Source organism: Candidatus Symbiopectobacterium sp. NZEC135, from assembly GCF_025962695.1.
This window is the reverse complement of the sequence record NZ_JAGFPF010000016.1, coordinates 1-26,870: the sequence shown is the minus strand read 5'-3', so window position 1 is coordinate 26,870 and position 26,870 is coordinate 1. Positions and strand designations below refer to the sequence as shown.

General features: G+C 53.3%; 22 protein-coding genes and 1 tRNA gene. 13 read left to right on the top strand and 10 right to left on the bottom strand.

The genetic code is table 11. The features are described 5' to 3' along the window. Nucleotides 1–61 precede the first annotated feature (61 nt). Nucleotides 62–1,741 carry a methyl-accepting chemotaxis protein gene (locus J5224_RS10620; RefSeq protein ID WP_264625351.1) on the bottom strand — a complete coding sequence of 560 codons (1,680 nt, stop codon included), beginning with the start codon at nucleotides 1,739–1,741 and terminating at the stop codon, nucleotides 62–64. 533 nt (nucleotides 1,742–2,274) lie between these two features. Between J5224_RS10620 and J5224_RS10615 the strand changes: the two genes are divergently transcribed. Together J5224_RS10615 and fdhF are read left to right on the top strand one after the other, a co-directional pair. After that, nucleotides 2,275–2,817, top strand: a complete 543-nt coding sequence (locus tag J5224_RS10615; RefSeq protein WP_264625350.1) for a 4Fe-4S dicluster domain-containing protein — start codon at nucleotides 2,275–2,277, stop codon at nucleotides 2,815–2,817. A gap of 38 nt (nucleotides 2,818–2,855) precedes the next feature. Continuing rightward, nucleotides 2,856–5,009 carry a formate dehydrogenase subunit alpha gene (fdhF, locus tag J5224_RS10610; RefSeq protein WP_264625349.1) on the top strand — a complete coding sequence of 718 codons (2,154 nt, stop codon included), beginning with the start codon at nucleotides 2,856–2,858 and terminating at the stop codon, nucleotides 5,007–5,009. Nucleotides 5,010–5,019: 10 nt separating this feature from the next. Here the strand turns inward: fdhF and J5224_RS10605 are convergent, their stop codons facing one another. Together J5224_RS10605 and J5224_RS10600 are read right to left on the bottom strand one after the other, a co-directional pair. Beyond that, nucleotides 5,020–5,205, bottom strand: a complete 186-nt coding sequence (locus tag J5224_RS10605) for a hypothetical protein (RefSeq protein WP_264625348.1) — start codon at nucleotides 5,203–5,205, stop codon at nucleotides 5,020–5,022. 137 nt (nucleotides 5,206–5,342) lie between these two features. Continuing rightward, entirely contained in the window at nucleotides 5,343–7,532 is a 2,190-nt protein-coding gene (locus tag J5224_RS10600; RefSeq protein WP_264625347.1) for a sigma 54-interacting transcriptional regulator, read from the bottom strand. A gap of 633 nt (nucleotides 7,533–8,165) precedes the next feature. Here J5224_RS10600 and J5224_RS10595 point away from each other — a divergent pair. After that, complete coding sequence (locus tag J5224_RS10595) at nucleotides 8,166–9,452, top strand: dicarboxylate/amino acid:cation symporter (protein ID WP_264625346.1); 1,287 nt, start codon at nucleotides 8,166–8,168, stop codon at nucleotides 9,450–9,452. A gap of 85 nt (nucleotides 9,453–9,537) precedes the next feature. On the opposite strand, the gene hypT is transcribed toward J5224_RS10595, so the two are convergent. Further along, a complete protein-coding gene (gene hypT / locus J5224_RS10590; protein ID WP_264625345.1) occupies nucleotides 9,538–10,425 on the bottom strand; it encodes a hypochlorite stress DNA-binding transcriptional regulator HypT in 888 nt (295 codons plus the stop codon). A 207-nt stretch (nucleotides 10,426–10,632) separates the two neighbouring features. Between hypT and J5224_RS10585 the strand changes: the two genes are divergently transcribed. The 3 genes from J5224_RS10585 to J5224_RS10575 all read left to right on the top strand — a co-directional run bounded on the left by J5224_RS10585 (nucleotide 10,633) and on the right by J5224_RS10575 (nucleotide 13,074). Then, complete coding sequence (locus J5224_RS10585; protein WP_264625344.1) at nucleotides 10,633–11,376, top strand: aspartate/glutamate racemase family protein; 744 nt, start codon at nucleotides 10,633–10,635, stop codon at nucleotides 11,374–11,376. Nucleotides 11,377–11,568: 192 nt separating this feature from the next. Further along, a tRNA-Asn gene (locus tag J5224_RS10580) sits at nucleotides 11,569–11,644 on the top strand. Nucleotides 11,645–11,805: 161 nt separating this feature from the next. Beyond that, nucleotides 11,806–13,074, top strand: a complete 1,269-nt coding sequence (locus tag J5224_RS10575; RefSeq protein WP_264625343.1) for a tyrosine-type recombinase/integrase — start codon at nucleotides 11,806–11,808, stop codon at nucleotides 13,072–13,074. Nucleotides 13,075–13,311: 237 nt separating this feature from the next. Here the strand turns inward: J5224_RS10575 and J5224_RS10570 are convergent, their stop codons facing one another. From J5224_RS10570 to J5224_RS10560, 3 genes are all read right to left on the bottom strand, one after another. After that, nucleotides 13,312–13,668, bottom strand: coding sequence for an MmcQ/YjbR family DNA-binding protein (locus J5224_RS10570; protein ID WP_264625342.1), 357 nt, complete (start codon nucleotides 13,666–13,668; stop codon nucleotides 13,312–13,314). A gap of 142 nt (nucleotides 13,669–13,810) precedes the next feature. Then, a complete protein-coding gene (locus tag J5224_RS10565; RefSeq protein WP_264625341.1) occupies nucleotides 13,811–14,269 on the bottom strand; it encodes a nuclear transport factor 2 family protein in 459 nt (152 codons plus the stop codon). Between the two features lie 147 nt (nucleotides 14,270–14,416). Continuing rightward, on the bottom strand, nucleotides 14,417–15,247 hold the full coding sequence (locus J5224_RS10560) for an AraC family transcriptional regulator (protein WP_264625395.1): 831 nt from the start codon (nucleotides 15,245–15,247) through the stop codon (nucleotides 14,417–14,419). A 428-nt stretch (nucleotides 15,248–15,675) separates the two neighbouring features. On the opposite strand from J5224_RS10560, the gene J5224_RS10555 reads away from it, so the two are divergent. The 3 genes from J5224_RS10555 (at nucleotide 15,676) to J5224_RS10545 (ending at nucleotide 21,648) form a co-directional block, all read left to right on the top strand. After that, the gene (locus J5224_RS10555) at nucleotides 15,676–16,425 is read left to right on the top strand and encodes an MmcQ/YjbR family DNA-binding protein (protein WP_264625340.1); all 750 of its coding nucleotides are present in this window, start codon (nucleotides 15,676–15,678) and stop codon (nucleotides 16,423–16,425) included. A 77-nt stretch (nucleotides 16,426–16,502) separates the two neighbouring features. Then, nucleotides 16,503–16,853 (top strand): TfoX/Sxy family protein, encoded by a 351-nt coding sequence (locus J5224_RS10550; RefSeq protein ID WP_264625339.1) that lies wholly within the window; start codon nucleotides 16,503–16,505, stop codon nucleotides 16,851–16,853. A gap of 7 nt (nucleotides 16,854–16,860) precedes the next feature. Further along, nucleotides 16,861–21,648, top strand: coding sequence for an ATP-dependent helicase (locus tag J5224_RS10545; RefSeq protein WP_264625338.1), 4,788 nt, complete (start codon nucleotides 16,861–16,863; stop codon nucleotides 21,646–21,648). An 81-nt stretch (nucleotides 21,649–21,729) separates the two neighbouring features. Here the strand turns inward: J5224_RS10545 and J5224_RS10540 are convergent, their stop codons facing one another. Continuing rightward, nucleotides 21,730–22,230 (bottom strand): Lrp/AsnC family transcriptional regulator, encoded by a 501-nt coding sequence (locus tag J5224_RS10540; protein WP_264625337.1) that lies wholly within the window; start codon nucleotides 22,228–22,230, stop codon nucleotides 21,730–21,732. Nucleotides 22,231–22,463: 233 nt separating this feature from the next. On the opposite strand from J5224_RS10540, the gene J5224_RS10535 reads away from it, so the two are divergent. Next, nucleotides 22,464–23,066 carry a LysE family translocator gene (locus J5224_RS10535; RefSeq protein WP_264625336.1) on the top strand — a complete coding sequence of 201 codons (603 nt, stop codon included), beginning with the start codon at nucleotides 22,464–22,466 and terminating at the stop codon, nucleotides 23,064–23,066. Between the two features lie 106 nt (nucleotides 23,067–23,172). Here J5224_RS10535 and J5224_RS10530 read toward each other — a convergent pair whose 3' ends face one another. Next, nucleotides 23,173–24,072, bottom strand: coding sequence for an AraC family transcriptional regulator (locus J5224_RS10530; RefSeq protein WP_264625335.1), 900 nt, complete (start codon nucleotides 24,070–24,072; stop codon nucleotides 23,173–23,175). 160 nt (nucleotides 24,073–24,232) lie between these two features. On the opposite strand from J5224_RS10530, the gene J5224_RS10525 reads away from it, so the two are divergent. From J5224_RS10525 to J5224_RS10515, 3 genes are all read left to right on the top strand, one after another. After that, nucleotides 24,233–24,991, top strand: a complete 759-nt coding sequence (locus J5224_RS10525; RefSeq protein WP_264625334.1) for an SDR family NAD(P)-dependent oxidoreductase — start codon at nucleotides 24,233–24,235, stop codon at nucleotides 24,989–24,991. 37 nt (nucleotides 24,992–25,028) lie between these two features. After that, on the top strand, nucleotides 25,029–25,712 hold the full coding sequence (locus tag J5224_RS10520; RefSeq protein WP_264625333.1) for a glutathione S-transferase family protein: 684 nt from the start codon (nucleotides 25,029–25,031) through the stop codon (nucleotides 25,710–25,712). A gap of 65 nt (nucleotides 25,713–25,777) precedes the next feature. Next, entirely contained in the window at nucleotides 25,778–26,164 is a 387-nt protein-coding gene (locus J5224_RS10515; RefSeq protein ID WP_264625332.1) for a limonene-1,2-epoxide hydrolase family protein, read from the top strand. Nucleotides 26,165–26,747: 583 nt separating this feature from the next. Here the strand turns inward: J5224_RS10515 and J5224_RS10510 are convergent. Continuing rightward, a partial coding sequence (locus J5224_RS10510; RefSeq protein ID WP_264625394.1) for a transposase domain-containing protein occupies nucleotides 26,748–26,870 on the bottom strand: 123 nt, incomplete at its 5' end.

Here is a 26,870-nt window from a genome sequence, read left to right as displayed (position 1 = left end):
TTACAGGTATTAACATTGAAAGCAAAACGCCCCGCAATACGCGGGGCGTTGCTATTAGGGCTTAGAATTTCTCCCAGCCACCTTGGGCTGCGTTCTGCCCGCTGGAGAGCAGCGCCGTGGGGCGCGGTGCAGAACCCGTCCGTTTTACCAGCGGTTTGATGACGGTTTGCGTCGGTTGGGGTACGGGCGCTGATTCCGTCAGGTGGAACACATCGACCGCCGCCAACAAGCCGTCGGCTTCATCTTCCAATTCAGCTGCTGCTTCAGCAGACTGCACTACCAGCGCCGCATTCTGCTGCGTCACCCGATCCATTTCATGCACCGTTTGGCTGATTTGCGAAATACCGTGACTCTGTTCCTCCGTCGCTGCGGCAATTTCACTGATCACATCATTAACGTGACTCACTGACTCGATAATGCCACTCATGGCTTCACCGGATTGCTGAACCTGGCTGGCCCCGGCTGACACACGCGTCACCGATTCCGCGATCAGTGCTTCAATCTCTTTCGCCGCCTGTGCACTGCGCTGCGCCAGACTTCGTACCTCACCGGCCACCACGGCAAACCCCTTGCCCTGCTCACCGGCCCGCGCCGCTTCCACCGCAGCATTCAACGCCAAAATATTGGTCTGAAACGCGATACCATTAATCACGGTGTTAATATCAGAGATCTTGCGTGAGCTGGCGCTGATATCGTTCATGGTTTGCATTACATTTTTGCTGATATCACCGCCACGCTTCGCCATGTTTGACGCATCCTGCGCCAGACGACGCGCCTGATGCACGTTTTCGGTGTTCTGTTTTACCGTGGCGCTCATCTGCTCCATGCTGGCAGCAGTCTGCTGTAGCGCCGCCGCCTGTTGCTCGGTGCGTGAGGAAAGGCTATCGTTCCCTTCCTTGATGTTGGCCGTGCGATCCTGCACCACGCTGGCACCTTGGCGGATGGCGGTAACGGTATCGCGCAAGGTTTTCTGTAGCAGTTTGATATCTGGAATCAGGCGACCTGCGCAGTTGTGGCCAAACTCCGTGAGTTCATAGCCCAAGCGCCCCGCCGTTAACTGCGCCAGATGAGATTTCAGCACGCTGATCGGTAGCACCAGATAATTTTTCAAATAGTATTCGGTGAAAAGCAGTACCAACACCCCCACCAGCAATACCGCAATCAGTGCATTACGGTTATTCTCATGGTGGCCTTGCGCTTCCACGATAAGCGGCGATGCAACAACCTGATCGGTATAACGTTTGATTTCATCGCCAAAGGCACTCACCAGGGAATAGGTTTGATTCAGACGTTGCCGCAACGCATCCGCATCATTTTGCTGCAGGGCTTGCTGTAACGGTTCTAACACGGAAGTCACCAGTGCCGACCAGGTGCGTACCACACCATCGACCGCCGTGGGTGCGATATCCCCATGTGCACCATTTTTGAACGCGTCCAACGCAGCTTTCGCATTCGCCATCGCGGGCTGAGCCTGCGCCAGCGCCTGTCGGGCATTTTCCGCTTCACTGTTTTGCGTGTAGCTTGCCGCCCGTTCGAGCGCCGTCATGGCACGAAAAGATTGTTCAACACCATAGAGCAGTTGCGCATGGCTCTTTTTTTGCACGTCACTTTGCACGATAAGCTGGGTCGCCTGTTGCAGAGAGTACAGGCTATAGGCGGATGCCACACCCCAGATGACCAAGAGAAACGCCACAATCATCAACACCATCACGCGTATACTGATGTTCTTCAGAAAGCTCATATCACCACTCCATCATGCCTTCCCATACGTCAGTGACAGGCAAGCCAAGGGCACAGCACTGCACTGAAAAACGGAAGGAGGTTGAATCGCCATCGTATAGTCATACCCACTGGTAGGAGCCAGCAGGAAACATTACCGAGTTTCAGACATGCGCCCTGAAAACCTGTCTGCACCGGAATATCGGCCAATAAGAACACCGTTAAATAAGAAACCCTTTTTTATAAAATAGGCACGCTGAGTCCATTGCGGACACCCTTTTGAAGTATAGGCAGAGAATAAGGAAACGTGAGGCAAGTTACATAAAACGTATCTCACTCCGTCACTGCCATCGTCAAATCTGCCGAAATCCCCCTTCAGCCACGTCGTCACTGGATATCGACACCCAACAACATCTTATTTTTAATATACCAATCAATGCATTACATTTTTATTATCAGGTTGGCATAAACCCTGCTTTATGTAGGGCGATCCGCCGACACCGGCAAGGTGTCGACACCCACGTTATGTACAGAGCCGAGGAAGGAGAGCCCGTCATGAACCGGTTCGTTATTGCAGATTCCAAAAGATGTATCGGTTGTCGCACCTGTGAAGTCGCTTGCGTGCTGGCCCACGGCGATGGCAATACGGCATCGCTCAGTGCAACGCAGTTTGCACCGCGTCTCACGGTGGTAAAGAGCCTTGATGTCAGCACCACCGTTCAATGCCGCCATTGTGAAGATGCTCCGTGTGCCAATGTGTGCCCCAACGGTGCCATTGTTCGCGCACACGACAGCATTCAGGTGCGGCAGGAAAAATGTATCGGCTGCAAGACCTGTGTGGTGGCATGTCCCTACGGTGCCATGACCGTGATCAGTAAACCTGTCGTCAGAATCAGCCATCATCAGTTGATCGGGAGTGGGATGAAAGCCGAAGCACATAAATGCGATCTGTGTCAGGAGCGCGCTGCTGGCCCGGCATGTGTTCAGGTGTGCCCCACTAAGGCGCTGCATCTGGTTAACCGCGATGATATCGACACCATGATCCAACAAAAACAACGGCGTGCGGCACTTGATGACGCCGCAGGAATCCAGTTCTGAACGGTGCCGTCCAGGTACGTGCAAGGAGATACAACATCATGCAAAAAGTGATTACCGTCTGTCCTTACTGTGGGTCAGGCTGCAAGATCAACCTGCTGGTTGAAAACGGCAAAGTGGTTGGTGCAGAAGGTGCGAACGGCGTAACCAACGAAGGTGAACTGTGCCTGAAAGGCTACTACGGCTGGGATTTTCTCAACGACACCAAACTGCTCACCCCGCGTTTGACTCAGCCGATGATCCGGCGTCAAAAAGGCGCGCCGTTTGAAGTCGTGTCTTGGGATGAAGCCATCGGTTTTGCCAGTTCCAAACTGTTAGCCATCAAAGAAAAGTACGGCCCAGATGCCATCATGCATACCGGTTCATCACGCGGACCCGGTAATGAAACCAACTACGTGATGCAAAAATTTGCGCGCGCGGTGACGGGCACCAACAATATTGACTGCTGCGCCCGCGTCTGCCACGGCCCTTCCGTTGCCGGATTGCAGGTAACACTCGGCAACGGTGCCATGAGCAACTCCATTTGCGAGATTGAGCACACCGAATGCATTCTGGTGTTTGGCTATAATGCCGCTGACTCCCACCCCATCGTGGCACGCCGCATCATTAAAGCCAAAGAACGCGGTGCGAAAGTTATCGTGTGCGATCCGCGCCATATCGAAACCGCACGCATTGCCGATCTCTGGCTGCCGCTGAAAAATGGCTCCAACATGGCGCTGGTTAATGCGTTTGCCAACGTGTTGATCAACGAAGGGCTTTACGATACCAACTTTGTAGCACAACACACCGAAGGGTTTGATGAATACCGTGCGTTGGTTGCCAAGTACACGCCGGAATACGTTGCACAAATCACCGGCCTGTCTCCGCAGTTGATTCGCGATGCTATGCGGATGTATGCCGCTGCGCCATCTGCCACTATCCTATGGGGCATGGGCGTCACACAGTGGACGCAGGGCGTTGACGTGGTGAAAGGGCTTTCCGGTCTGGCGTTGCTTACCGGTAACCTAGGGCGTCCCAACGTCGGCGTGGGCCCGGTGCGTGGTCAAAACAACGTACAAGGCGCATGCGACATGGGGGCGTTGCCGAACCAATTCCCTGGCTATCAAAATGTGACCGACCCAGACGTGCGTGCCAAGTTTGCCAAAGCCTGGGGTGTGCAAGATCTGGCTGGGCATATCGGTTATTCCCTGACGGATGTGCCGCACAAGATTAAAGAAGGCAAGATCAAGGCCAACTACCTGATGGGTGAAGACCCGTTACAGACGGAGCCGGACTTGTCGATGGTGCGTGAAACTTTCGCCGAACTGGAACTGCTGATCGTTCAAGACATCTTTATGACCAAAACGGCGGCAATGGCAGACGTTATCTTCCCGGCGACCTCATGGGGAGAGCACGAAGGGGTATACTCCGCGGCTGACCGTGGCTTCCAGCGCTTCTATAAAGCAGTGCAGGCAAAAGGCAACGTCAAACCCGATTGGGAAATCATCAGCCTGATGGCAACGGCGATGGGCTATCCAATGCACTACAACAACACCCAGGAAATTTGGGACGAACTGCGCCACCTGTGCCCACTCTACTTCGGTGCGACTTACGAGAAAATGTCCGGTTTGGGTTACGTTCCCTGGCCGTGTCTGACAGAGGATAGCCCCGGCACACCGTGGCTGTATGCTGGTAACAAGTTCGACCGCCCCGGCGGTAAAGGATTGTTATTTGCAACGGAATGGCGACCACCCATGGAACAAACCGACAGCGATTTCCCGTTGGTGCTCTCCACGGTGCGTGAAGTGGGCCACTACTCATGCCGCTCAATGACCGGCAACTGTACTGCGCTGCAAACCTTAGCGGATGAACCGGGATACGTACAAGTCAGCCCGGCTGACGCCGAACACCTTGGCTTGCGCGATCAGCAGTTGGCATGGGTTTCTTCCCGCCGTGGCAAGGTGATCAGCCGCGTGATGGTCAGCGAACGCATCAATAAAGGTGCGGTATACATGACCTATCAATGGTGGATAGGAGCCTGTAACGAGCTGACGCTGGATGAAGTCGATCCCATTTCCAAAACGCCGGAATACAAGCACTGCGCGGTAAAACTTGAAGCCATTGAGAATCAAGCATGGGCGGAAAACTTTGTGCAACAGGAATACAGCGCATTGAAAGCCCGACTGCGGAAGGAAGCCGAGGTGGCGGGAGCATAACCCCCGATGGTCAACGCAGCAGGGGTTGACGTTCCGCGTTAAATGACGCTGAGGAAAAGGTTGCCGCCAGGATGAGCGACAAGGATGTCGCGAAAGCGCTCGCCGCGTCAGGAACGCGTCGAGCGCGGTCCGTCTGGCGGCCACCATTTCCGAAGGCATCGCGCAGCGACGTCATTCCGCGCACAGCCAGGGCCATGGGGCGACGGCGTTTGAGCCGCCCCATGTCGGGCGCGTGCCACGCGATAGGCAGAGAAATACTGCGTTTTTCGCGCACGAAACCTTACGCTGTAGCACATGAAATCACCGCCGTTGAAAAAGCGGAGGCACTCAGTCTTACTCCATCTCTTCAATGTCCTTCACCGAGATCCCCATCCGCTGCATCCGCGATAACAACGTGGTACGTTTCACCCCCATGCGCGCCGCCGCGCCTTTTGGCCCAGCGACAATGCCGTTGGTTTCACGCAGCACACGGATAATTTTTTGCCGCTCAGACTCCACTTCGTCGTCCTGTAACGGCTGGCGAGGAGGCATATCTTGTGGGACCACTACCGGTTTTTGAACATCGCTCGCTGGCGGTGGCATTTGCTGAAATTCGGCCAGTTGCAGATTCAAGGTGGTACCACGCGTGAGGATCACCGCACGCTCGACAACATTTTCTAACTCCCGCACATTGCCCGGCCACGGCAAGCGGCTTAAACGCCGCAGCACCTCAGAGGGAATATTGTCGATAGTGCGGTTCATCCGACGGGCAATCTTGCGCGTGAAAAATTTCACCAACAGCGGAATATCCTCAGGGCGCTCCCGCAACGGAGGAATGACGATGGGGAAGACATTCAACCGGTAATAGAGGTCACTGCGGTATTCGCGATCCGCCACCATCTGTTTTAAATCGCGGTTGGTGGCTGCAATCAGGCGCACATCAACGGAGATGACCTTACTGCCTCCGAGTCGTTCAATTTCTCGTTCCTGCAACACGCGCAGCAGTTTGGGTTGCAACTCCGGCGGAATGTCACCCACTTCATCGAGAAACAGCGTGCTGTTGTCCGCCAGTTCAAAACGGCCCTGACGTTGCGCACTGGCCCCGGTAAAGGCCCCCTTTTCATGACCAAACAGGTCGCTCTCTAAAAGCCCGGAGGGGATAGCGGCACAGTTCATTTTTACCATCCGCTTGCCCTGTCTTGGGCTCAAGCGGTGTATCGCCCGGGCAATCAACTCTTTGCCAGTGCCCGTCTCGCCCAAAATCAGTACCGTGCTGTCACTGGCAGCCACCATCTCCACTTGTTCCAGCACCTGACGAATAGCCTGGCTACAGCCAATGATTTCCCCAAACGCATCATCGCCATGCTGGCGTACATGCTCGGTTAACTGTTCGGTCAAATAGAAATTTTCATGGATCAAGCTGTCTTTCAGACGGGTGATCTGTTCGTAGGCCACCGCGTTATCCAGCGCAATCGCGATACGTGCTGCAATTTGCCGCAACAGCCGAATATCTGCCTCGGTCACCGCCAATTCATGACGGTGAGCCAACTCCAACACCCCTAATACTCTGGAGCCAAAGGTTAGCGGCAAAAGACACGCGTGGGTTAAGCCACCGTCAAGCCGCTGTGCCAACGTACAACGCGCTGGCGTGCCGGGAGTGCCCTCCCCCGGTGCACTCAGCACCACCGCATTGTTTTGCATTACTTGCGCTGCCAGGGTTTCCGTCAGCGGCACTTTCCCTTGCTTGTGGTATGAGGTTTTTCCCGCGGGGCTTTCTCCCGCAGGATAATGGGTGGCATAGTAGGTTAACGGCCCGTCCTCATTCTCGTTATCCCCCAGCGCCAGCGCGATAAAATCAATGCCAAAGAAACGGTGGATCTCACGCGAGACCTCTTGCGCGAGCGCTTTTAATTCCAGCTTGGAGATAACGGTATTAGTGACATCCACCAAAATGCGGTAGTGATCGCGTTCATGGCGCAGGGATTCTGTCTCTTTCTGCGCCTGCGCGCGCGTCATGATATTTTCCAGCGCACAGGTCACTACGCTTGCTAACGCTTGAAAAAAAGCAATTTCACTGTCATCAAACAGGCTGCCATCCGCCTTGAGAAACTCCAACCCGCCCATCACGCGATCGGCACCCGTTCGTACCAGTGGCACCAGACAGTAATCGCTTAACCCTAAATAGGCAGGATGTTGCGCCAGATAAGGATAATCGCGCAAAAAATGCAAACGGTCGCGCCGCTGGAGTGTGGCATAGGTCCAACCCGCACTGCCCGGCCCTTCAGCCAGCAACGTCCCCTCTTCACTGCTCGCCACCTTGTCAGTAAGCGGATCGTAGCGGTAAAAGCGAATCTGATTATGCAGCGGGTTAAACCAGAGCAAATGGACACGCTGAAACCTCACCACCGAAAAAGAGGCCCCTTGCAAAACCTGCAACAGTTCGTCGACTGTGCGTTGTTGCAACACTGATTGGGAAACCTTTAACAGCGTATCCTGCCAGAGAATAGACTGTCGGGATGGAGAATCCGTCAAATGTATCGCCATAGCCACCGCAGTTTAATCACCATAATCCTTAGGGGTAATAGTGTAAGGGCTGACCACAGGAAATGACACGATGCGATAGCCATAGCTTGATCTGAATCGTGATTCATTTTCCTGAGGACGACCAGGGTGGCCCGCATTAACGAATTTTGATATTACTCACAGAAAATTACTGCAATTAATGAATGCCGCAACAGAGAATTTGTCTGCGATCGGCGCGCTGTTGCAGCACACTTTTCCCTCAGTTCTTCATTCTATTAATTACTAAGAGATCGTTTTTCATAAGCAAAAATGATAACCGTACACCTCAATGGCAATGTTGATAGTTAATCAACTGTTTTAAATGAAAATTTAATTAAGCTCAACGAATGAACAGCCACCATTTGATTCTCATTTTAGATAAAAAAACTAAAATAAATGCGTTTTTTGCATAATTGTTTCTGTCTTTGCATGGTGAGGTATAAGAAAAAAAAGGTAAAACCGTAGAATCGTTGTAATATCTTGGCCCAGGCAATATCACCCATAAAACATGACTGGTGCAGCAGGTCGTGCTTTTCGCAGGCATGGCCGCCGAGATCTGCTGACTGCCAATAACAATGTTTATTGCCTGCGTTTATTCATCAACATGAGGTCACTATGCAAAGGCAGAAGTTATTTAAGCAGATAGCACTGGCTATCATCTTAGGGATATTGATTGGCTGGGCTTGTCATCATTTTCTGGATGGCGCACGAGCAAAAGAAGTTGCATCTTACTTCAACATGGTCACCGACATCTTCTTACGCATGATCAAAATGATCATCGCACCGCTGGTATTTGCTACCCTGGTTTCTGGGCTGGCAAGTATGGGCAGCTCATCGGATGTAGGCCGTGTCGGTCTTAAAGCGATGACTTGGTTCATTACCGCTTCAGTGATTTCACTGCTGATCGGTATGCTGTTTGCCAACATTTTCCAACCGGGTGCAGGCATGAACCTGACTGCGCCAACCACAACGGTTGCTACCGGGTTGAATACCGATGGCTTTACGTTGAAGAGCTTCATCAGTCATATCTTCCCGAAAAGTATCGTGGAAGCCATGGCGAACAACGAAATCCTCCAGATTCTGGTGTTCTCGCTGTTCTTTGGTTCTGCGCTGGCCTATGTCAAAGCCAAAAACAAAGCAGCCACTACCATCGATTCTTTGATTAATGAACTGGCCAAAGTGATGTTCCGCGTCACTGACTACGTGATGAATCTGGCACCCATCGCCGTGTTTGCTGCGTTGGCTTCCGCTATCACCACCCAAGGTCTGGGCCTGATTTATGACTTTGGTAAACTGATTGGCGAGTTCTATATTGGTCTGGCAGTTCTGTGGGCGGTCTTGTTTGGCGCAGGCTACCTGTTCCTCGGCAAACCGATTTTCCATCTGGCCAAACTGATTCGCGAACCCACCATGCTGGCCTTCGCTACGGCAAGCAGCGAATCAGCGTATCCTAAAACGATGGAAGCACTGAACAAGTTTGGTGTGCCGAAAAAGATCTCCAGCTTCGTATTGCCGTTGGGATATTCGTTCAACCTCGACGGTTCGATGATGTATCAGTCTTTCGCTATCCTGTTTATCGCGCAAGCCTACAACATTGACCTGAGCATCACTCAGCAAATCCTGATTCTGTTAACGCTGATGATCACCAGTAAAGGCATGGCGGGTGTTGCACGCGCCTCCGTCGTTGTCGTGGCGGCAACGCTGCCGATGTTCAGTCTGCCGGAAGCCGGCATTCTGTTGATTATCGGTATCGATCAGTTCCTGGATATGGGCCGTACTGCCACTAACGTCGTGGGTAACAGTATCTCCACCGCAGTGGTCGCGAAGCTCGAACAAAAAAATGGATTGATTGAAGATGACGTTGACGAAGAAGTCGAATACGACGAAGTCAAAGTCAGCTAAACCATCAACATCAGTGAAATAGCACACAACTGAAAAGCGGCCCAAGGGCCGCTTTTTTTTTATGAATGCAACCACCTGTGGCTAACTAGTGATTCAAACTCTTCATATAGCGCCAAAATTTTTCGGACGCGACATTGAGTTTGGCATTCATTCGATACAGGTAAACCCCCATACGCATTACCGCATCGGGCATATCCAGCACTGCCAGTTCCCGATTTTTAAGCTCTTTGCGAATGGAGTAATCCGGTAACCAGGCAATACCATAGCCCTGTAGCGTCATGCGTTTAAGCAAGTCGCTCATCGAAGAAACAAACGTTATTGAAAAACGCTCGCTGTTGATGGCAGAAAGATAGCGGTTTACCTGCCGCCCCATATAGCTGGTATCGGTGTAGTTCAGCAGCGGCACGGTTTCGGCGCGGGGGTTAAAAACCGGCTTTCCAGTTTTATCGCAAGCGCTGACCGGATAGAGATGGGATTCGAGGATCTTGGTGTGCATAAAAGGTTCAGACATCAGTTCTTCATTAAAGAAAGAAAAAATAAAATCACTTTTCCCCTCCTTTAGATTGAGAACAGCCTCATCGACATCGATAGACTCCACATAGAATATTTTTTCCTGTGGCTCCGGCACCGTTTTTAACAGCTCGGGAAGAATGAATACTGAAAGTGAATGCGCTGCGGCCAGTGTGATTTTATTTTTATAGTGACTGCCGCCATGTAATTTATTTAACTGATAGGCCAGGTCATCAAGCGTATTACGGATATGGGCATGAAACAGTCTTCCCTGCTCCGTCAGTTTTAACGGGGTGGCATTTCTGTCAAAGAGTTCAATACCAATGGCCGTTTCCAACGCGCGAATCCGGCGACTGAATGACGACTGAGAAATATTACGTTTTTCCGCAGCCAAGGTAAAACTGCGATGTTCTTCCAGCGCAATAAAGTCATACAGCCATTTTGTTTCAATATTATTAAGCACTACTCACCTCTTTTCATCTTCACGCCGCGCAGCACCTGACGCTACGACCACTGCCGCAGTACAACTTGCACAATGACACAGCCAGGAAAAGCATAGCCACCCGGTTGGCTATGCAAATCATACATAGGGGATGGGAATTTAGCAATTCACATTCCGGCTGGTTGTGCGAAGATATTTTCAATCCCTTCATGTATTGAGGTTAATAACGTGAATAGTTTAATTGGTATTCTTGGCGGAATGGGGCCAGGGGCGACCGTTGACGCCATGCAAAAATTAATAAACAACACGCCAGCCAATAAAGATCAGGATCATATTCCTACGATTGCGGTATCTATTCCTGATATTCCTGACAGAACACAATGTATTTTGAACCATGGCGCATCACCGTTAGACAAAATGGTTCAATATATGAAAATCCTGGAAAATGCCGGAGCAGAATGTATTATTATTCCTTGTAATACCGCTCACTTCTGGTTTGATGAATTAAAAAAACGCACGAATGTCGAAATGATCAGTATCATCGACACCACCTGCCAGTTAATTAAGCAGCAACGGTTGCACGCGGTTGGATTACTGGCAACCACCGCCACGTGCAAAGCAAAAATTTATCAGGATAACCTTAGCGCACTGGGTATTGCCTGTCAGATTCCCGATGACACCGCACAGCAGGCAGTAATGGAAAGCATTTATGCCTACAAGGCGGGCCGCATTGCCGAGGCGCATCGACTTCTGGCACCGGTCAGAGACAGACTGCTTGATGCGGGTGTGGAAAAGCTGATTCTCGGTTGTACTGAGCTGCCGTTAATTCTCCAGCAAGATATGGCATCAGCACCAGAACACTATATTGACGCAACGGATGCACTCATCAAGAAAACCGTTGAGTGGTATTTCGCCCATTCTCCGCGTCATCCCAGCCATCGGGGGACACCTCATCACCCGATTGCCGCCTGAAAACGCGGTCAAACCGTTTGTATGTGCGTGCGCACGTTGCCTGCAACAAAGCGCGTTAAATTGCCCTGATTTTCGTCGCAACGCAGAAAAAAAGGGCGATTTGCCTAATCTCTCAGCAAACGATCGCCCTTTGTATGTTCTTCCTTTGACATCCCCGCGGCACGCCGTTATCATGCGCCCCGTTCACACGATTCCTCTGTAGTTCAGTCGGTAGAACGGCGGACTGTTAATCCGTATGTCACTGGTTCGAGTCCAGTCAGAGGAGCCAAATTTGTGTTTTCATGCCTCTTTGCGAATCCCTATGTGATTCAAATTCAATGAGTTAGCGTGAAAAGTCTTCCCGATGCATTTTCAGTTTTCCCTCTGCATCGGGAGAATTTGGTGGTCAGATTTGGGGTCAAGTTGGTTCGATGACGGAGTGACCCCCAAATGTCTCTTAACGACTCAAAAATCCGCAACTTAAAACCATCCCCAAAACCCTTTAAAGTTTCCGATTCTCACGGCCTATACCTTTTAGTTAATCCCGGCGGTTCACGTCTCTGGTATCTCAAGTATCGTATCAATAGAAAAGAATCCCGTCTCGGCTTAGGTGCCTATCCTGATGTCTCTCTGGCTGATGCTCGTCAACAGCGTGACGGTATCCGTAAATTGCTGGCGCAGAATATAAACCCAGCACAACAGCGATCCGCTGAAAAAGCCACGGTATTACCGGGAGAGACCTTCAAGGCTGTCGCGCTGAGCTGGCATAAAAGCAACAGATCATGGTCAGAGAACCATGCCGCCCGTCTGCTTGCCAGCATGAACAATCATATCTTCCCGATAATTGGACACCTGCCAGTCACCGAACTGAAAACCCGACATTTCATCGACCTGCTGAAAGGAATTGAGCAAAAAGGTCTGCTGGAAGTGGCGGCACGCACTCGGCAGCATATGTGCAACATCATGCGTCATGCCGTGCATCAGGAGTTGATAGAGCATAATCCGGCTGCCAATCTGGACGGTATAATCGCCCCTCCGGTTAAACGCCACTACCCTGCCCTTCCCTTGGAACAACTACCAGAACTGTTAACCCGTATTAAGGACTACAAGCAAGGACGAGAGTTAACCCGCCTAGCAGTATCACTCACCCTGCACCTGTTCATCCGTTCCAGCGAACTGCGTTTCGCCCGTTGGTCTGAGATCGATTTCAAAAATAGAATCTGGACCATTCCTGCCACTCGCGAGTCCATCCCCGGTGTCCGCTACTCCGGGCGTGGTGCAAAAATGCGCACTCCACATATCGTTCCACTCTCCCGTCAGTCTATTGCTATTCTGAAACAGATACGGGAAATATCCGGGCATCAGGTGCTGGTATTCCCCGGCGATCATAATCCGTATAAACCGATGTGCGAAAACACGGTCAATAAGGCGCTACGCCTGATGGGCTATGACACAAAAGATGAAATCTGCGGCCACGGATTTCGGGCAATGGCCTGTAGTGCCCTGATGGAGTCTGGCCTATGGGCGCAGGATGCGGTTGAACGGCAGATGAGTCACCAGGAGCGTAACAGCGTTCGAGCGGCTTACATCCATAAAGCAGAATATCTCGATGCCCGTAAAGCGATGATGCAATGGTGGTCGGATTATCTGGATATGTGCCGGAAAGCGTATGTGCCACCTTATATTTGTGGGAAGGAAATCAGTTACACAATGGGATAAATCTTCTGACAAAATAAACCACAGAAATAGCCGTATCAGTTTGTACTGATACGGCTATTTCTGTTTCCAATTCGAAGAAATTGTTAAGCCATTTATGAGCATCTTCAGACAAATGAGTGTTAGCTGCTCGCCCTTCTACGTTCCGCCTAACTCATGTCTCTACAGCGCTACGGGTTAAGCCCTACCCATATCACCAAAGCGCATTCCTTTGCCACGTATTCCGTTTTCTTGAATAAATTATCGGGATGTCAATTCATGACTGTCGGCCAGCAGTTCGTGTATTTCATTTGGCGACAATGGCCCCGACAGGATCACACTGATCCAGTGCTCTTTATTCATATGATAAGCAGGAAAAATGCCGTCTTTCTGGCGTAATGAGCCGATGCGCTCCGGCCTAACCTTAACATCAAGTATGTCGACGTCATCTTCCGTTTTCAGCCCCAGCGTCGTACCGGGTACACGCATCACAATACCAAACCATTTATCACCATTATGATGACGGAGTACGGCATAATCCGGCAAGTTACTCCAGAGATACTCCGGCTCTGCGTTAAAATGTTCCCGCACGTAGCTGAATAGCGTCTCTCTTTTCATAATCACTCCCGTATCATCAACTTATAAATATTCTGGTCCGGCCTCTGTAACACCGTATTCATACCCATATTAATAGCCCTGTTTTCCGACAGGACGGGCTGGACCTTACTGTCTTATCCCCCTATCTGAGTGTATGACCACATCAGATGACAGCATCAACCTGAGGGAATTTTTTGTCCATAGGACGGATAAAGGACCAGGTAGAGTGGATAACTTTCCAGTTGTCATCTTCCTTCTGAAAAATCTCGATGACGTTGTATTCCATATCAATCCGGTTCGTTTTCGCGTACAGCTGATAAGTCAGCACGGCCATATCGTTTGCCGCCTGTATCCGGGGGTTGAGAAAATCATAACTGTCAGCAAATAACTTGCCGTCAATGGATTTCAGAAACGCTTTAATCGTTTCATAGTCATCGACCCTTTCGGTCACAACAGCATCAAAGTAAGTGAAGCTGCGCTCTGACCAGAGTGATTCATAACCGGATGTATCACCTTTGAACCACTTATCCAGTGCTGACTTTTCCAGACCGATAAGATGGTCTGCGAGCGCACGCTGCTCATCACTGTAGTTTTGCTCGTAAATGGGTAGTGCATGTGACATACATTTCTCCTTTTGTATTCGATACGAATGATGGCAAGGTAAGCAAACATCGCTCACCACCGGATATTGAACTCAATACCCGCTCGCAACAGGTTCCTGCCGGAGCTTTGCACATATTGTGCTGTGGCAAGGTCGATCCTCATGAGGTCAGGAAGTCGTTGCGTTTTTGCGGAAGTCCTTCGGCGTAAAACGGGTTTCCCGCTTGAAGAACTTGCAGAATCTGTCGACCTCACCGAATCCAAGACGTCCGGACAGCGCACCGATGGACAAATCGGTATGCGTGAGTAGCCGTTTGGCCTCCAGCACAATCCTTTTTGAGAGATAGGCTTTGGCGCTAATCCCTTGGACTGCCAGTGTTGCGCGCGTCAGGCTCTTCTCAGTACAACCCAGGTAGCTTGCATAGTCGCCGACCTGGCTCCATTGCGAGAAACGCTCGTCCACCAGTTTCTCAAACTGCCGGAACCGTAGCAGCATGGCTGACTGCTGAGAAGCGGGTTCCTGGCGCTGCCCGTGCAGGAAAGCCAGCCAGGTCAGTAACGCGTAGAAACGGCAGCGCAGCAACACATCTACCCCAACGCTCGGACAACTTGCAGTAACGCCCGCAGCCTCAATACCAGGTTGCGCGTCAGGTCGCCCCGGTAACCCCAAGCGGGCATCGTCGTGGATGCACTGAATATCCTGCATGGCCCGTCTCAGTTCCGCCGGATCAAGGCAGATGATTCCGGGCAGGCAATCCAGTAAAGGGGATATTTCAGCCCCTGTCGGCGCAGCCTCTGCCGACAGCAGAAATTCCGGACGAAGCAGCACCATCCATCCATCCCAGTCCTCCTCGCTTCCGAAGTTATGGGCCTGGCCAGGCCGCAACGTGAGCAATGTTCCCGCGCTGCATTCCACCGGTTCGAAGTCGACAAAGTGCGTGCATTGCCCTTCGGTCACGCAGATCAACATATAGAATTCGTAACAGTACGTCCTTCGCATAGCCTGTACCGTCGAGCGACGCTTAAGGTCCGACAAACGGAACACCTCAAGATCATAGGGATATGCGGTGGCCGGGCTATACGTCAGTTGCTCTACTTTAGGTCGCGCCATCGCACTCATTAAATACCTCTTATAACATTGCTACTCACAACAGAATGTCCGATATTTGCAATTTAAAAACCATATAACTGTACAAACCATGCCATTTATGACCCATAATAGCAATTATCAAGATCGTTACTGAGGCCTCTGTCCACGGATATATGGGCACGAAAGAGCGGCATCGCCAGGCAAGCGGGGACAGGATGATACCGAGCTGGCCGTTCTTCATTAACCGCTTCCCCGAAGCGGAAAAAGCGGTTCAGAGTATCGGCACGTATATCCATTCCCGCGTCCGCCGAGTAACGCGGACAGTGTCAGGAGACCCTATGGACAAACAGAACCTCGCTCACGTTGCCGATGATTATGCGCGATCGCTCACGGGCACCGGGCCCGACCACTCAATGGGGCTCGGTTGGGCGGCCTACAAGCTGCACGGCAAAGTGTTTATGCTGATCGGCGAGGTGGACGGTAAGTCCACCGTTATCGTGAAAGCCGATCCCATTCGGGCCGCGATACTGCGCGGGCAATTTGAGGAAATTTCACCGGCTCATCGCATGAACAAGCGCCACTGGCTGTCTATCGTTGCAGGCAAGTCCATTACGGAAGCATTACTGCATCGGGAGATCAAGGAGTCTTACCTGCTGGTCCAGGCGAGTCTGCCGCAAAAGCGCATCCGCAATGTCGGACAGCCGGCACATAAAAGCATCTCCAGAAGCCAGTTGCAGCCTCTTGCACGCCGCCTGGCGACTGAATTGCCTGGCGTCACTCACGGCCGCCCGTTTGTCGAAAAACTTGACGTCTACAAGGTCGTCAACAAAGTCTTTCTCATCGTCACCGATGATCCTGGTGAACCAATCATCACGGTCAAGACAGAGCCGGACCAGATCGACACCCTGTGTGAACAGTACGAAAACGTAACGCCAGGGAGATACCTCGACAAACACCACTGGGTATCCGTCGAAGGCGGCAAAGGCGTGACCCGGGAACTGGTAGAAGACCTGATCAAACAGTCCTACCAGTTGGCGCTCAAAGCCGTGCCTCAACGTTTAAAGCCCCGGTGTAAAGCCGCTTTGTAAACTGGATCCATTACCCTCGGTGGCCGGGATCCACTGAGTACCGTTGAACAACATTTTCAATTTATCAGGAGTGACAAATGACCAAACTCACCGGGCAAGGCAAAGCGCTGGCCGCGCACTATGCCGGGGAGCTTTCAGGATGGGCTCCCATCACAACACGGCCGCTGTTTGGCGCCGTCGCACTCTATCGTGACGGGCTCATATTCGCGATGGTCTGGAAAGGATCCCTGTATTTCAAAGTGGATGATGCAAGCCGGGCCGACTATGAGGCGGCAGGCTCACACGCGCTGGGCTATGTCTCCGAGGGCAACGACCATGCGCTAAAATCGTACCAGGAAGTGCCTGTGGATGTGCTTGAAGATAATGAAATACTGACGGTATGGGCACAGCGGGCATGGAGCGCCGCTCTCAAAACGGCTAAGGGCTGATTATCTCGTGACGACAAACTCCCAATCAAACGAATTTCTGTCGGGCGGACAGTTCACAGCAGCCACACGGGACTGGTTTGTCTCCACGTTCGGTAAGCCCACGGCTGTGCAGGATGCCGCGTGGACGGCAATCGGCGGAGGGCATCATTCGCTGGTCATCGCCCCCACCGGTTCGGGCAAGACGCTTGCCGCGTTTATGTATGCCATCGATCGGCTGTTCATTGAGCAGACTGAGACGTTCACCCCGGCTCCTGAAAATGCCCGGCGACCGGCAACCAAAACGCGGGTCCTCTACATCTCGCCGGTTAAGGCTCTGGGGGCGGATGTGCAACGTAACCTGTCTTTACCGCTTCAGGGGATCATGCAGGAGCGTCAGCGACGGGGCGATGCCAACGTGGGGCTAACGGTAGGCCTGCGTACCGGCGACACGCCGGTAGCCGAGCGTGCCCGTCTCGTGCGCAAGCCTCCCGATATTCTCATCACGACGCCGGAATCTCTCTTCCTTATGCTGACCTCACGGGCAAGGGAAGCGCTGCGCGACGTCAGTACTATCATTATCGACGAGATCCATGCCGTGGCAGGGACCAAACGCGGATCGCACCTGTCGCTGAGCCTCGAGCGGCTGGAGGCTCTGCTGGAAACACCTGCACAGCGCATCGGGTTATCCGCCACCGTACACCCTGTGGAACAGGTGGCTGAGTTCCTGGGAGGCGAGCGCCCTGTTACCGTCGTGGCGCCGCCATCAATGCGCCACCTTGACGTGCGCATCGTGGTCCCGGTGGAAGACATGTCGAACATCCCGGAACAAGAACCCGGCGAAAACGCGGGCAATGGTCGACCCGGCTCTATCTGGCCGCACGTGGAGGCCAGTATTCTGGACCAGGTACTTTCACGCCGCTCCACTATCGTTTTCGCCAATTCCCGTGGCGTGGCAGAGCGGCTCACCGCACGCCTCAATGAGACCTATGCAGCAAGACTGGCAGGCACCGGGCAGACTGCATCCACCGGGGAGGATCGCCTACCCACACAGTACGAATCGTCGGCAGGCAGCACCCAGGCGCGCGCCGATGGCGTTGCCGCTACCATCGCCCGATCACACCACGGTTCGGTGTCCAAAGAGCATCGCGCTGAGATCGAGCAGGCACTCAAATCCGGTGAGTTACGCTGTGTGGTCGCTACCTCAAGCCTGGAACTGGGCATTGACATGGGCCTGGTCGATCTGGTGATTCAGGTATCTGCACCACCGTCTGTCGCCAGCGCTCTGCAACGTGTTGGACGCGCCGGACACCAGGTTGGGGGCATTTCAACCGGGCTCGTCTATCCTCGTACACGACGCGAGGTGATTGACTCTGCCGTTATCGTCGACGCGATGCTGAACGGCCGCATCGAGGCCATCGCCCCGCCCCGCAATCCACTGGATGTACTGGCACAGCAGACGGTCGCCGCCGTTGCGATGGAGCCGCTTGATGTCGACGCCTGGTATGCTACCGTGCGCCGCGCCGCGCCCTATCTCGCACTCCCCCGCACAGCGTTCGATGCCACGCTGGATATGCTGGCGGGACGCTATCCCTCCGATGATTTTTCCGGGTTTCGGCCACGGCTGATCTGGGACCGGGAAACCGGTCAGCTGTCGGCACGTCCGGGCGCACAACAGTTGGCGGTTACCAGCGGCGGCACCATCCCCGACCGCGGCATGTTCAGCGTCGTTCTCCCCGAAGGTGAAGAACGCGCCGGCTCACGCCGCGTGGGCGAGCTAGACGAAGAAATGGTCTACGAGTCACGCGTCAACGATGTGATCACTCTGGGAGCGACATCCTGGCGCATCCAGGAAATCACCCGTGACCAGGTGGTCGTCATCCCGGCTCCAGGTCGTTCCGCCCGCCTGCCATTCTGGCGCGGAGACGGCATCGGTCGGCCTGCCGAGTTGGGAGAGGCCATCGGCGCCTTCCTCCGCCAGCTCGAACTGGACATCTCCGGAGACGATGGCACTCCCCTTCCCCGGCCCGACACGCAAACCCAGTTGGAGACCATCGGCCTGGACGGGAACGCCATCGGCAACATGCTGGCACTCGTGTCCGAGCAGCGGGCCGCCACGGGCGTACTGCCCACCGATCGCACGCTAATCATCGAGCGATGCCATGACGAACTGGGTGACTGGCGCCTGATCCTGCATTCGCCTTACGGGCGTCGGGTCCATGAGCCCTGGGCGCTGGCCATTGCCCAGCGCATCCGCGAGCGCTGGAAAATCGATCCGGCCGTCGTGTCCAGTGACGATGGCATCGTGGCGCGCCTTCCGGATACGGGCCGGGTGCCGGGTGCGGAGCTGTTCCTCTTCGAACCAGACAAACTGCGGCGCACTGTCAACGTTGCGGTCGGGGGCTCAGCACTGTTTGCCGCACGCTTTCGTGAGTGTGCAGCGCGTGCGCTACTGCTTTCACGCAGAACGCCCGGCAGGCGTTCTCCGCTATGGCAACAGCGGCTTCGGGCCGGTCAGTTACTGGAGATCGCCCAGGGTTATCCTGAATTCCCGATACTGATCGAAACCGCGCGCGAGTGCCTGCAGGACGTATATGACCTGGATGCGCTCGATGAGCTTATGGGGAAACTGAATACCGGTACGGTACGACTGGTGGACGTGACCACAGAAGTCCCTTCTCCTTTTGCAACCGATCTGCTGTTCGGCTATGTCGCACAGTTTATGTATGAGACGGACGCGCCGATGGCCGAACGACGTGCATCGATGCTTGCCCTTGACAGTGCCTTGCTGGGAGAACTTCTGGGGCAGGTCGAGCTGAGTGAGCTGCTCGACCCCTTGGTGATGGACCAGCTTTACCAGGAGCTGCAACGGCTGGCGACCGGCTACAGAGCGAAAGGCAAGGAGGGCGTGGCCGATCTGCTGCGCGAACTCGGGCCACTTTGCACGCAGGACGTTGCCGCGCGCCTGGACGACGAAGCTGATGAAGCAGCCTCGTTCCTGAGTAGCCTGGAGAATGAGCGACGCGTCATCCGTATCAGGATTGGTGAACGGGAGCACTGGGCCAGTATCGAGGATGCCGGACGGTTGCGCGATGCGTTGGGCGTGGCCCTTCCCGACGGGCTGCCGGCGGCGTTTCAGGAAAACACTGTTGAGCCGCTGCGCGACCTGCTCGCACGATTCGCCCGCACTCGCGGGCCCTTTACCACGGGCGAGGCGGCCCTATCCTTCGGCGTGGGTGCGTCAGTTGCAGAGTCCGTTCTGCGGCAAATTGCCGACCAGGGCAAACTTCTGTCCGGCCACTTCGGGATCGGGCAGAGTGTGAAATCCGCCACTCAGAGCAGCCGTGATGCCGGACCGCTCGCGCAGCATGAATGGGTGAGCGACGAGGTATTCCGGCGTTTGCGTATCCGGTCATTACAGGCCGCACGCGAGGCCACCCAACCGGTATCCCGTCAGGCCTACACCCGCCTTCTTCTCGAACGGCAAGGGCTCGTTACTGATGCATCACAACGTGCCGCAGTGAAAGGCTGGAACCCGGCACGTGGTGCGCTGGAAGGCCAAGAAGGCGTGCTACAGGTCATCGAGCAACTGGCGGGACTGCCGTTGCCTGCCTCGGTCTGGGAACGACAGATCCTGCCCGCACGCGTACGCGACTACGCGTCTGACATGCTTGACGGACTCCTCTCCAGCGGGACGGTACTATGGTCAGGCCACAGCAAACTGGGCAACGACGACGGTCTGGTGGCTTTGCACCTTCAGGAGTTTGTCCCCGAAACCCTGTTCATGGCGGCACAGGCCTCTGGCGCGCTCGAGCTGTCGCCTCTGCAACATGCGATCCTCGAATTGCTCGCCGACGGGGGCGCATACTTTGCGCGCCAGCTGCTTACGCAGGTGCAGATCAAGCTCGCCCGGGATTATCCCGATCGGTACGACTCCCCCGACATGTTGTCTGATAATTTACACACTGCCCTGTGGGATCTCGTCTGGGCGGGTTGTATCACGAATGACACATGGACGCCGTTACGCGCACTTGCCCAGGTCGCGCAGCAACCCCGGCCCCGGGCATTATCCTCACGCAGAAGGCGGGGTCTGCGCGGGCTCCCGTCGGCTGCGGTTTCCGACGCGTTTCATTCGGGGCTCAATGCGGCGACCCTGGCGGGCCGGTGGTCGCTGATACGCACAGCCCCCCTTCCCGAGACAGTGCAGGCTCTTGCATGGACCGAAGGTCTTCTTGATCGTTACGCCGTGGTGACGCGCAATGTCACCGTCTATGAAAACGTCCCTGGCGGGTTTTCGGCATTGCAGCCCGTATTCAGAGGCATGGAAGATACCGGACGAGTGATCCGAGGTCGCTTTGTACTCGGACTCGGGGCTGCCCAGTTCGCCGAGCGCACAACCGTAGATCGCCTGCGCGAACTGGCTGAAGAAACGACGGCGATACCCATGCCCGTCGCTCTCAGTGCCGTAGATCCAGGTAATCCTTTCGGGACTATTCTGCCCTGGCCTTCGCATGCATCTCAGTTGCGACCGGCCCGGAGAGCAGGCGCTTTAGTCGTGATCGATGGCGGCCATCTCGTGCTTTACCTGCCGCAAGGTGGCCGCCAGCTGTTCACCTATATCGACCCGAATGACGCAACACAAACGGAGGTCATTGCCGCCGCACTGGCCGCGCTGTCCACAGCACTTTCGCGCGACAAGCGTAATCGGTTCACACTCGAACTGGTAGACGATGTGCCGGTCCGCATCAGCAAACTGGCCCCGGCTTTGAAGGTCATTGGCTTCTCAAGCGCACCTAAAGGTCTGTACTGGGGGAACTGAATATTGGCTCGCAATAAGATAGTCAGTAAAAGTATGGCACTGACTACCTTAAGAAGGGGCCTCCATCACATCACTTCATCTCTAATTCGAGAGTAATGGGGCAGGCCCCCTTTCAAGATGGGGGGTCAAGACAATATAGCTGCGCGTTCCGGTAAAACCGTCAATTGAATGAATCACCTCCAGCAGGGCTTCAAGCGACTGAGTATCCTGGGTTCTGACTTTTAGCAGCATGGCGCTATCACCGGCTACGGTGTGAATTTCCTCTACATCGGAAAGCGACTTTAAAGAAAGAATTGAGCGTGTAACAGCCCAACTCGACGTATCGACATGGATGAAAGCCAGCAACGGGCGTCCGATTTTGTTGCTGTCCAGCTTAGCCACCGTCCCCGTAATCACCCCTTCACTCTTAAGCCGTTTAACCCGCTCATGTACCGCTGGTGCAGAAAGGTGCAGTTTACGCCCAAGTTCCGTATAGCTTAGCGAGGCGTCTTCAGCCAGGATGGCTAATAATGTTCGGTCCTTCGCATCCAGTTTCGGCTGTTGAATCAATTTTGTCTGAACGACATTCACATCTTTATCCATCTCAAAAAAAACCGTTGATAGGCTAATTTTATAAGTTAATCATGAGAATATTACTTATAACATTCAAAAAGAAGTTTTTACGCAAAAGATTTATTTCGTTCCTCTTTCCCTGTCTTGCGTTGAGGCAAACGAATTTAAAAACTCACCGTGCTTCAAATCAGCGTTCAGTAATCGCAAAACGCCCGAAATCTTTTGGCGACGACAAGAAAAAAACAACAACAGGACTGGAGTAGATGAGTATTACAGCGCAGCAGTTGAGTTCCTTTCTGGTACTGGCGATCGTTATGTCCGTCACCCCAGGGCCAAATAACCTCATGGTCCTTTTTTCCAGCGTCCGCTTTGGGCCACGTAAAACACTGGGTCACATATCCGGCGCAAGTGCCGGAAGTGCACTCATGCTACTTCTAGTCGGCCTGGGACTGCATGAAATCTTTACTTTATTCCCTTATATCCAGGTGGTCATGAAATATAGCGGTGCAGCCTATATTCTTTATTTGTCCTGGAAGATTTTGGGGAGCACGGGTGAAGTCAAGTCGGCGGACACATCACACCCAATGCGTTTTATCGGAGCCGCTTTTTTCCAGCTCATCAACCCGAAATCCTGGATTATGGCAAGCGTGGCAATATCCACATGTTTGCCCAGCGTGTTTTCATTCGAGGATATAGCGCTTTACACCGTTCTTTTTGCTGCCGTGAGTTTTCCCTGTGTTGGGATCTGGGCCTGGTTTGGTGCAATGATCAAACACTACCTTACGGATGCGCGGTTAGTCAGGCGCTTCAACCAAAGTTGCGCAGGCATGCTCGCTCTTTCTGCGTTGTCCATGACGCTGTTTTAACCATCATAACACAGCACCAGAACCGCCAGATGGTGAGAGGACCTTCTGCACAACGGTATGATGATCGGCATTGATCCCATCGGCAATGCATAAAACAGTCTGCCGTTTACTCCTTTACTGAAGTACCGATCGCCTGCCGTATCTCGCGTACGTTGCGTGCAGGCGGTGCGCCGAATTGCCGCAGATATTCACGGCTAAACTGTGAGGCACTTTCATAGCCGACGGCAAACGCCACGTCAGACGCGCGATGTTCGCCGGCGAGCAAAAGCTGGCGAGCTTCCTGTAGTCTAAGCTGCTTCTGATACTGAACGGGGCTGAGACCTGTCATCGACAGAAAATGGCGATGCAAACTGGCACGACTCATGCCGCTTACCTCGCACAACGCTTCGATGTGAAGCCGGCGATTGTAATTGTCCCGGATCCAGGCAACGGCTCGCCGGATACTACCCAGAGCACCCTCGGGTTGGGCAATCTGACGCAGCAGTCGCCCCTGAGGGCCCTGCAGGAGACGATAAAGCAATTCCCGTTCGAGCATGGGGCCAAGAACTGGGATATCATCAGGCGTGTCGAGCAATGACAACAAGCGAAGTAACGTATCGCGGAGCGAGGTAGTCATCGGGTTTAGCATAATGCCGATCCCCTTTTGTTCGCGCTCGCGAACCGGTGGTATAGCCGCCGCGAGTTCCGCCAGTATGGCCGGATCCAATACAAGCGAAATCGCAACGTAGGGCTGCCCCCCTTCATCATCAAAAATTTGTCCGATCAAGGGCAGGTCAAGGGCGCTGATAAGATACTGTTCGCTATTGTAGCTCAGAAGATTGTCGTTTATCGCGACGCGCTTAGAGCCTTGCAGGATAAAGCAGATCATCGAGCGATACAGGCAAGGTGATTTGTCTGTATCGCCCTGTCCGACACAGATGTCTACACGAGGGATCCGTGTGGCAGTCAAACCCGGCGGCGCATGCCGCAGGGCGATATCAAGATGGGGTGCAAGAGAGTTATTCATGGATTGACTATACTCATGATCCGGGAACCCGCAAAGCGATTGATACAATCAGGCAATAAATTGAGCTTATCAGGCGTAGGTTACACATCCTTCATTGCCTAATATGGGCAGGTCAAACAAACACCGCCTGGTGCGCCTAATAACCTGAAAGAGACAGCCCATGACTAACAAAATTGCACTTATCACTGGCGCCAGCCGTGGCCTCGGCCGCAACATGGCTCTTCACCTCGCTAAACGCGGCGTCCACATCATCGGCACCTATCGTAGCGGCGCTGCAGAAGCCCAGGCGCTGAAACAAGAGATCGAAGCTCTGGGTGGCAAAGCCGCGATGTTGTCGCTGGACATCACCGATACCGCCAGTTATCAGGCTTTTTCAAACGCCGTGACTGAAACGCTGACGGCTGAGTTCGGTCACGAGCACGTCGATTTTCTCGTTAACAATGCCGGTAACGGACTCTTCTCAAACTTTGTTGATGCGACAGAGGACCAGTTTACCTCACTGGTCAGCACGCACCTTCAGGGGCCGATTTTTCTGACTCAGAAGCTGTTACCGCTGATTAAAGACGGCGGTCGCATCCTGAACGTTTCGTCCGGTTTTGTGCGCTTTACTTTGCCGGGATACAGCATTTATGCGGCAGTGAAGGCCGCAGTAGAAGTTCTGACCCGTTACCTGGCGGTAGAACTGGGTGCACGCCAAATCCGGGTGAATGCAATAGCCCCTGGCGCCATCGCAACCGATTTTGGCGGGGGTGCCGTGAGAGATAATGAAGACGTAAACGCCTGGGTTGCTCAGGGGATCGCGCTAGGCCGTGTCGGTTTACCGGACGATGTTGGTGGCGCGGTAGCCGCCATCCTGTCTGATGACATGGCATGGGCTAACGGGACGACTTTTGACATTTCAGGCGGCCAGTTGCTGTAAACCCGAACGCATTCATTCCATCCATCCGGAGAGCTTCATGCCGAACCTTAAACTTACGCTTATCAGTCATCCGTTATGCCCGTTCGTTCAGCGAGCGGCAATTGTGCTACTGGAAAAGAATGTGCCCTTTGAGAGGATCAACGTCGATCTGGCTAACAAACCAGACTGGTTTATGGCGCTTTCGCCGACGGGAAAAGTCCCCTTACTCAAGGTAGAACTGCCGGACAGTGCTGACGCAGTCCTGTTCGAGAGCGCGGCCATTTGCGAATATCTCAACGAAACGCAGGATGGCGTCAGTCTTTATTCCAGCGATGCCCTCTCCCGCGCGCAGCAGCGTGCCTGGGTAGAGTTTGGTGTGGCGGCGCTCTCCGATGCCTGGCAGTTCCTGAACGCCAAAGAACTGGCGGTTGCTGAGGATAAGAAAGCTGCCTTTCGTGAAAAGTTGCAGCGACTTGAGAGCACGCTTGAGCAAGGCCCCTATTTTTCAGGCGTGGCATTCAGTATGGTCGATGCGGTATTTGCCCCTGTCTTTCGTTACTTCGACCTGCTGAGCCCGGTGGTTTTACAGCCTATCTTCGACAATCTTCCACGCGTATTAGCGTGGCGGTATTCGCTGGCACAAAGGCCAAGTGTCATATCCGCTGTATCAGAGGATTACGCAGACAGATTCAGGCAACACCTTGTTAAACAGCAGGCAATACTCTCAAACTCGATTCTTTAAAGCATTCCCGTTATGTTTACCAAACATGCGACCAATAACTTGCTGCTCAACAGGAAGGAAACACCATGCCAACACCGATTGAAAATGTGACCGCCTTTTTCGCTGCTTTTCCTGAGGATCAAGGTAAGGTTGCCATACAGCAGTGGTTCACACCCCGCACTGTTTGGATTAACGAAGGGGTTGCCATCACTACCGGTATCAATGAAGCTTTCGCGCTGACTGATGAACTCAAAAAGACGGTGGGCATAGCTACGGTTCGTATTGAAATGCTTGCTATCGCTGCAGACGGCAACAAAGTGCTCACCGAGAGACTTGATAGGTTCGAACGCGCTGATGGCAGCGAGATTGGAGCAGCAAAAGTAATGGGTATACTCGAGCTTGACGGTGATCGCATCATCGCGTGGAGAGATTACTTTGATGTGAACTTCATTCAGAAGGTCGCCAATAGTTAATTCACTTATCAGCAACGCAAACAGTAACAACCGTCACTTACGACCAGGGCGCTCAAACCTGCTTTATATAACCTGAGATTATTGCAGATCATTTTTATGGTTCAGATGGGGTGTAAATTAATTTTACCATAATTATTATATAGTTAGCTGAATTCGTAACTCCAATCAAGAGGGTAAGTTTAGCAAGGAAAATCCTTGCCAACGATTTTTAGTTAGCGCTTTACCCCATTGCGTGAAACTGACGCATGGAAAACGTCGATGCTGGCGGCGTTAACCCACACTTCCCAGAATGCCGGACGCCGCAAGGTGCGACAAAATGGTGGCATGGATCCCCGTCGGTTCACTGCTCGGCTGGAACACCTGGCATCACAGTCCTCATGGCGCAATCACATCGTACACGCAGGGTGATGGCTCGCGAATCTTGCCCGGCGCTGAACCTCGATTATTCCCCCGAGGCAGTGCGCGTTACATTTGTTGCGGTCCTGATAACGAAGAACGGCATAGCACCGAAGCTTATCTCACAAATTTTCTGGCTCAGCTTTATACCGATCGTAAGCGTACAGCGAGGGCCGTGTTGACAGGGTTATTCCGCAGGTAGGGTTACTCGCCATGGCAGCAGTTCGCTGACCCGGCTCACTGGCCAGTCGGCGATGACATTCAGTACGTGCTGCAGGTAGCGCTCCGGATCTATGCTGTTCAGCCGACA

Coding starts and splice junctions, on each gene's coding strand:
- J5224_RS10620 (WP_264625351.1), bottom strand. CDS start 1,741: ATGAGCTTTCTGAAGAACATCAGTATACGCGTGATGGTGTTGATGATT.
- J5224_RS10615 (WP_264625350.1), top strand. CDS start 2,275: ATGAACCGGTTCGTTATTGCAGATTCCAAAAGATGTATCGGTTGTCGC.
- fdhF (WP_264625349.1), top strand. CDS start 2,856: ATGCAAAAAGTGATTACCGTCTGTCCTTACTGTGGGTCAGGCTGCAAG.
- J5224_RS10605 (WP_264625348.1), bottom strand. CDS start 5,205: ATGGCCCTGGCTGTGCGCGGAATGACGTCGCTGCGCGATGCCTTCGGA.
- J5224_RS10600 (WP_264625347.1), bottom strand. CDS start 7,532: ATGGCGATACATTTGACGGATTCTCCATCCCGACAGTCTATTCTCTGG.
- J5224_RS10595 (WP_264625346.1), top strand. CDS start 8,166: ATGCAAAGGCAGAAGTTATTTAAGCAGATAGCACTGGCTATCATCTTA.
- J5224_RS10575 (WP_264625343.1), top strand. CDS start 11,806: ATGTCTCTTAACGACTCAAAAATCCGCAACTTAAAACCATCCCCAAAA.
- J5224_RS10570 (WP_264625342.1), bottom strand. CDS start 13,668: ATGAAAAGAGAGACGCTATTCAGCTACGTGCGGGAACATTTTAACGCA.
- J5224_RS10565 (WP_264625341.1), bottom strand. CDS start 14,269: ATGTCACATGCACTACCCATTTACGAGCAAAACTACAGTGATGAGCAG.
- J5224_RS10560 (WP_264625395.1), bottom strand. CDS start 15,247: ATGCGAAGGACGTACTGTTACGAATTCTATATGTTGATCTGCGTGACC.
- J5224_RS10555 (WP_264625340.1), top strand. CDS start 15,676: ATGGACAAACAGAACCTCGCTCACGTTGCCGATGATTATGCGCGATCG.
- J5224_RS10550 (WP_264625339.1), top strand. CDS start 16,503: ATGACCAAACTCACCGGGCAAGGCAAAGCGCTGGCCGCGCACTATGCC.
- J5224_RS10540 (WP_264625337.1), bottom strand. CDS start 22,230: ATGGATAAAGATGTGAATGTCGTTCAGACAAAATTGATTCAACAGCCG.
- J5224_RS10535 (WP_264625336.1), top strand. CDS start 22,464: ATGAGTATTACAGCGCAGCAGTTGAGTTCCTTTCTGGTACTGGCGATC.
- J5224_RS10530 (WP_264625335.1), bottom strand. CDS start 24,072: ATGAATAACTCTCTTGCACCCCATCTTGATATCGCCCTGCGGCATGCG.
- J5224_RS10525 (WP_264625334.1), top strand. CDS start 24,233: ATGACTAACAAAATTGCACTTATCACTGGCGCCAGCCGTGGCCTCGGC.
- J5224_RS10520 (WP_264625333.1), top strand. CDS start 25,029: ATGCCGAACCTTAAACTTACGCTTATCAGTCATCCGTTATGCCCGTTC.
- J5224_RS10515 (WP_264625332.1), top strand. CDS start 25,778: ATGCCAACACCGATTGAAAATGTGACCGCCTTTTTCGCTGCTTTTCCT.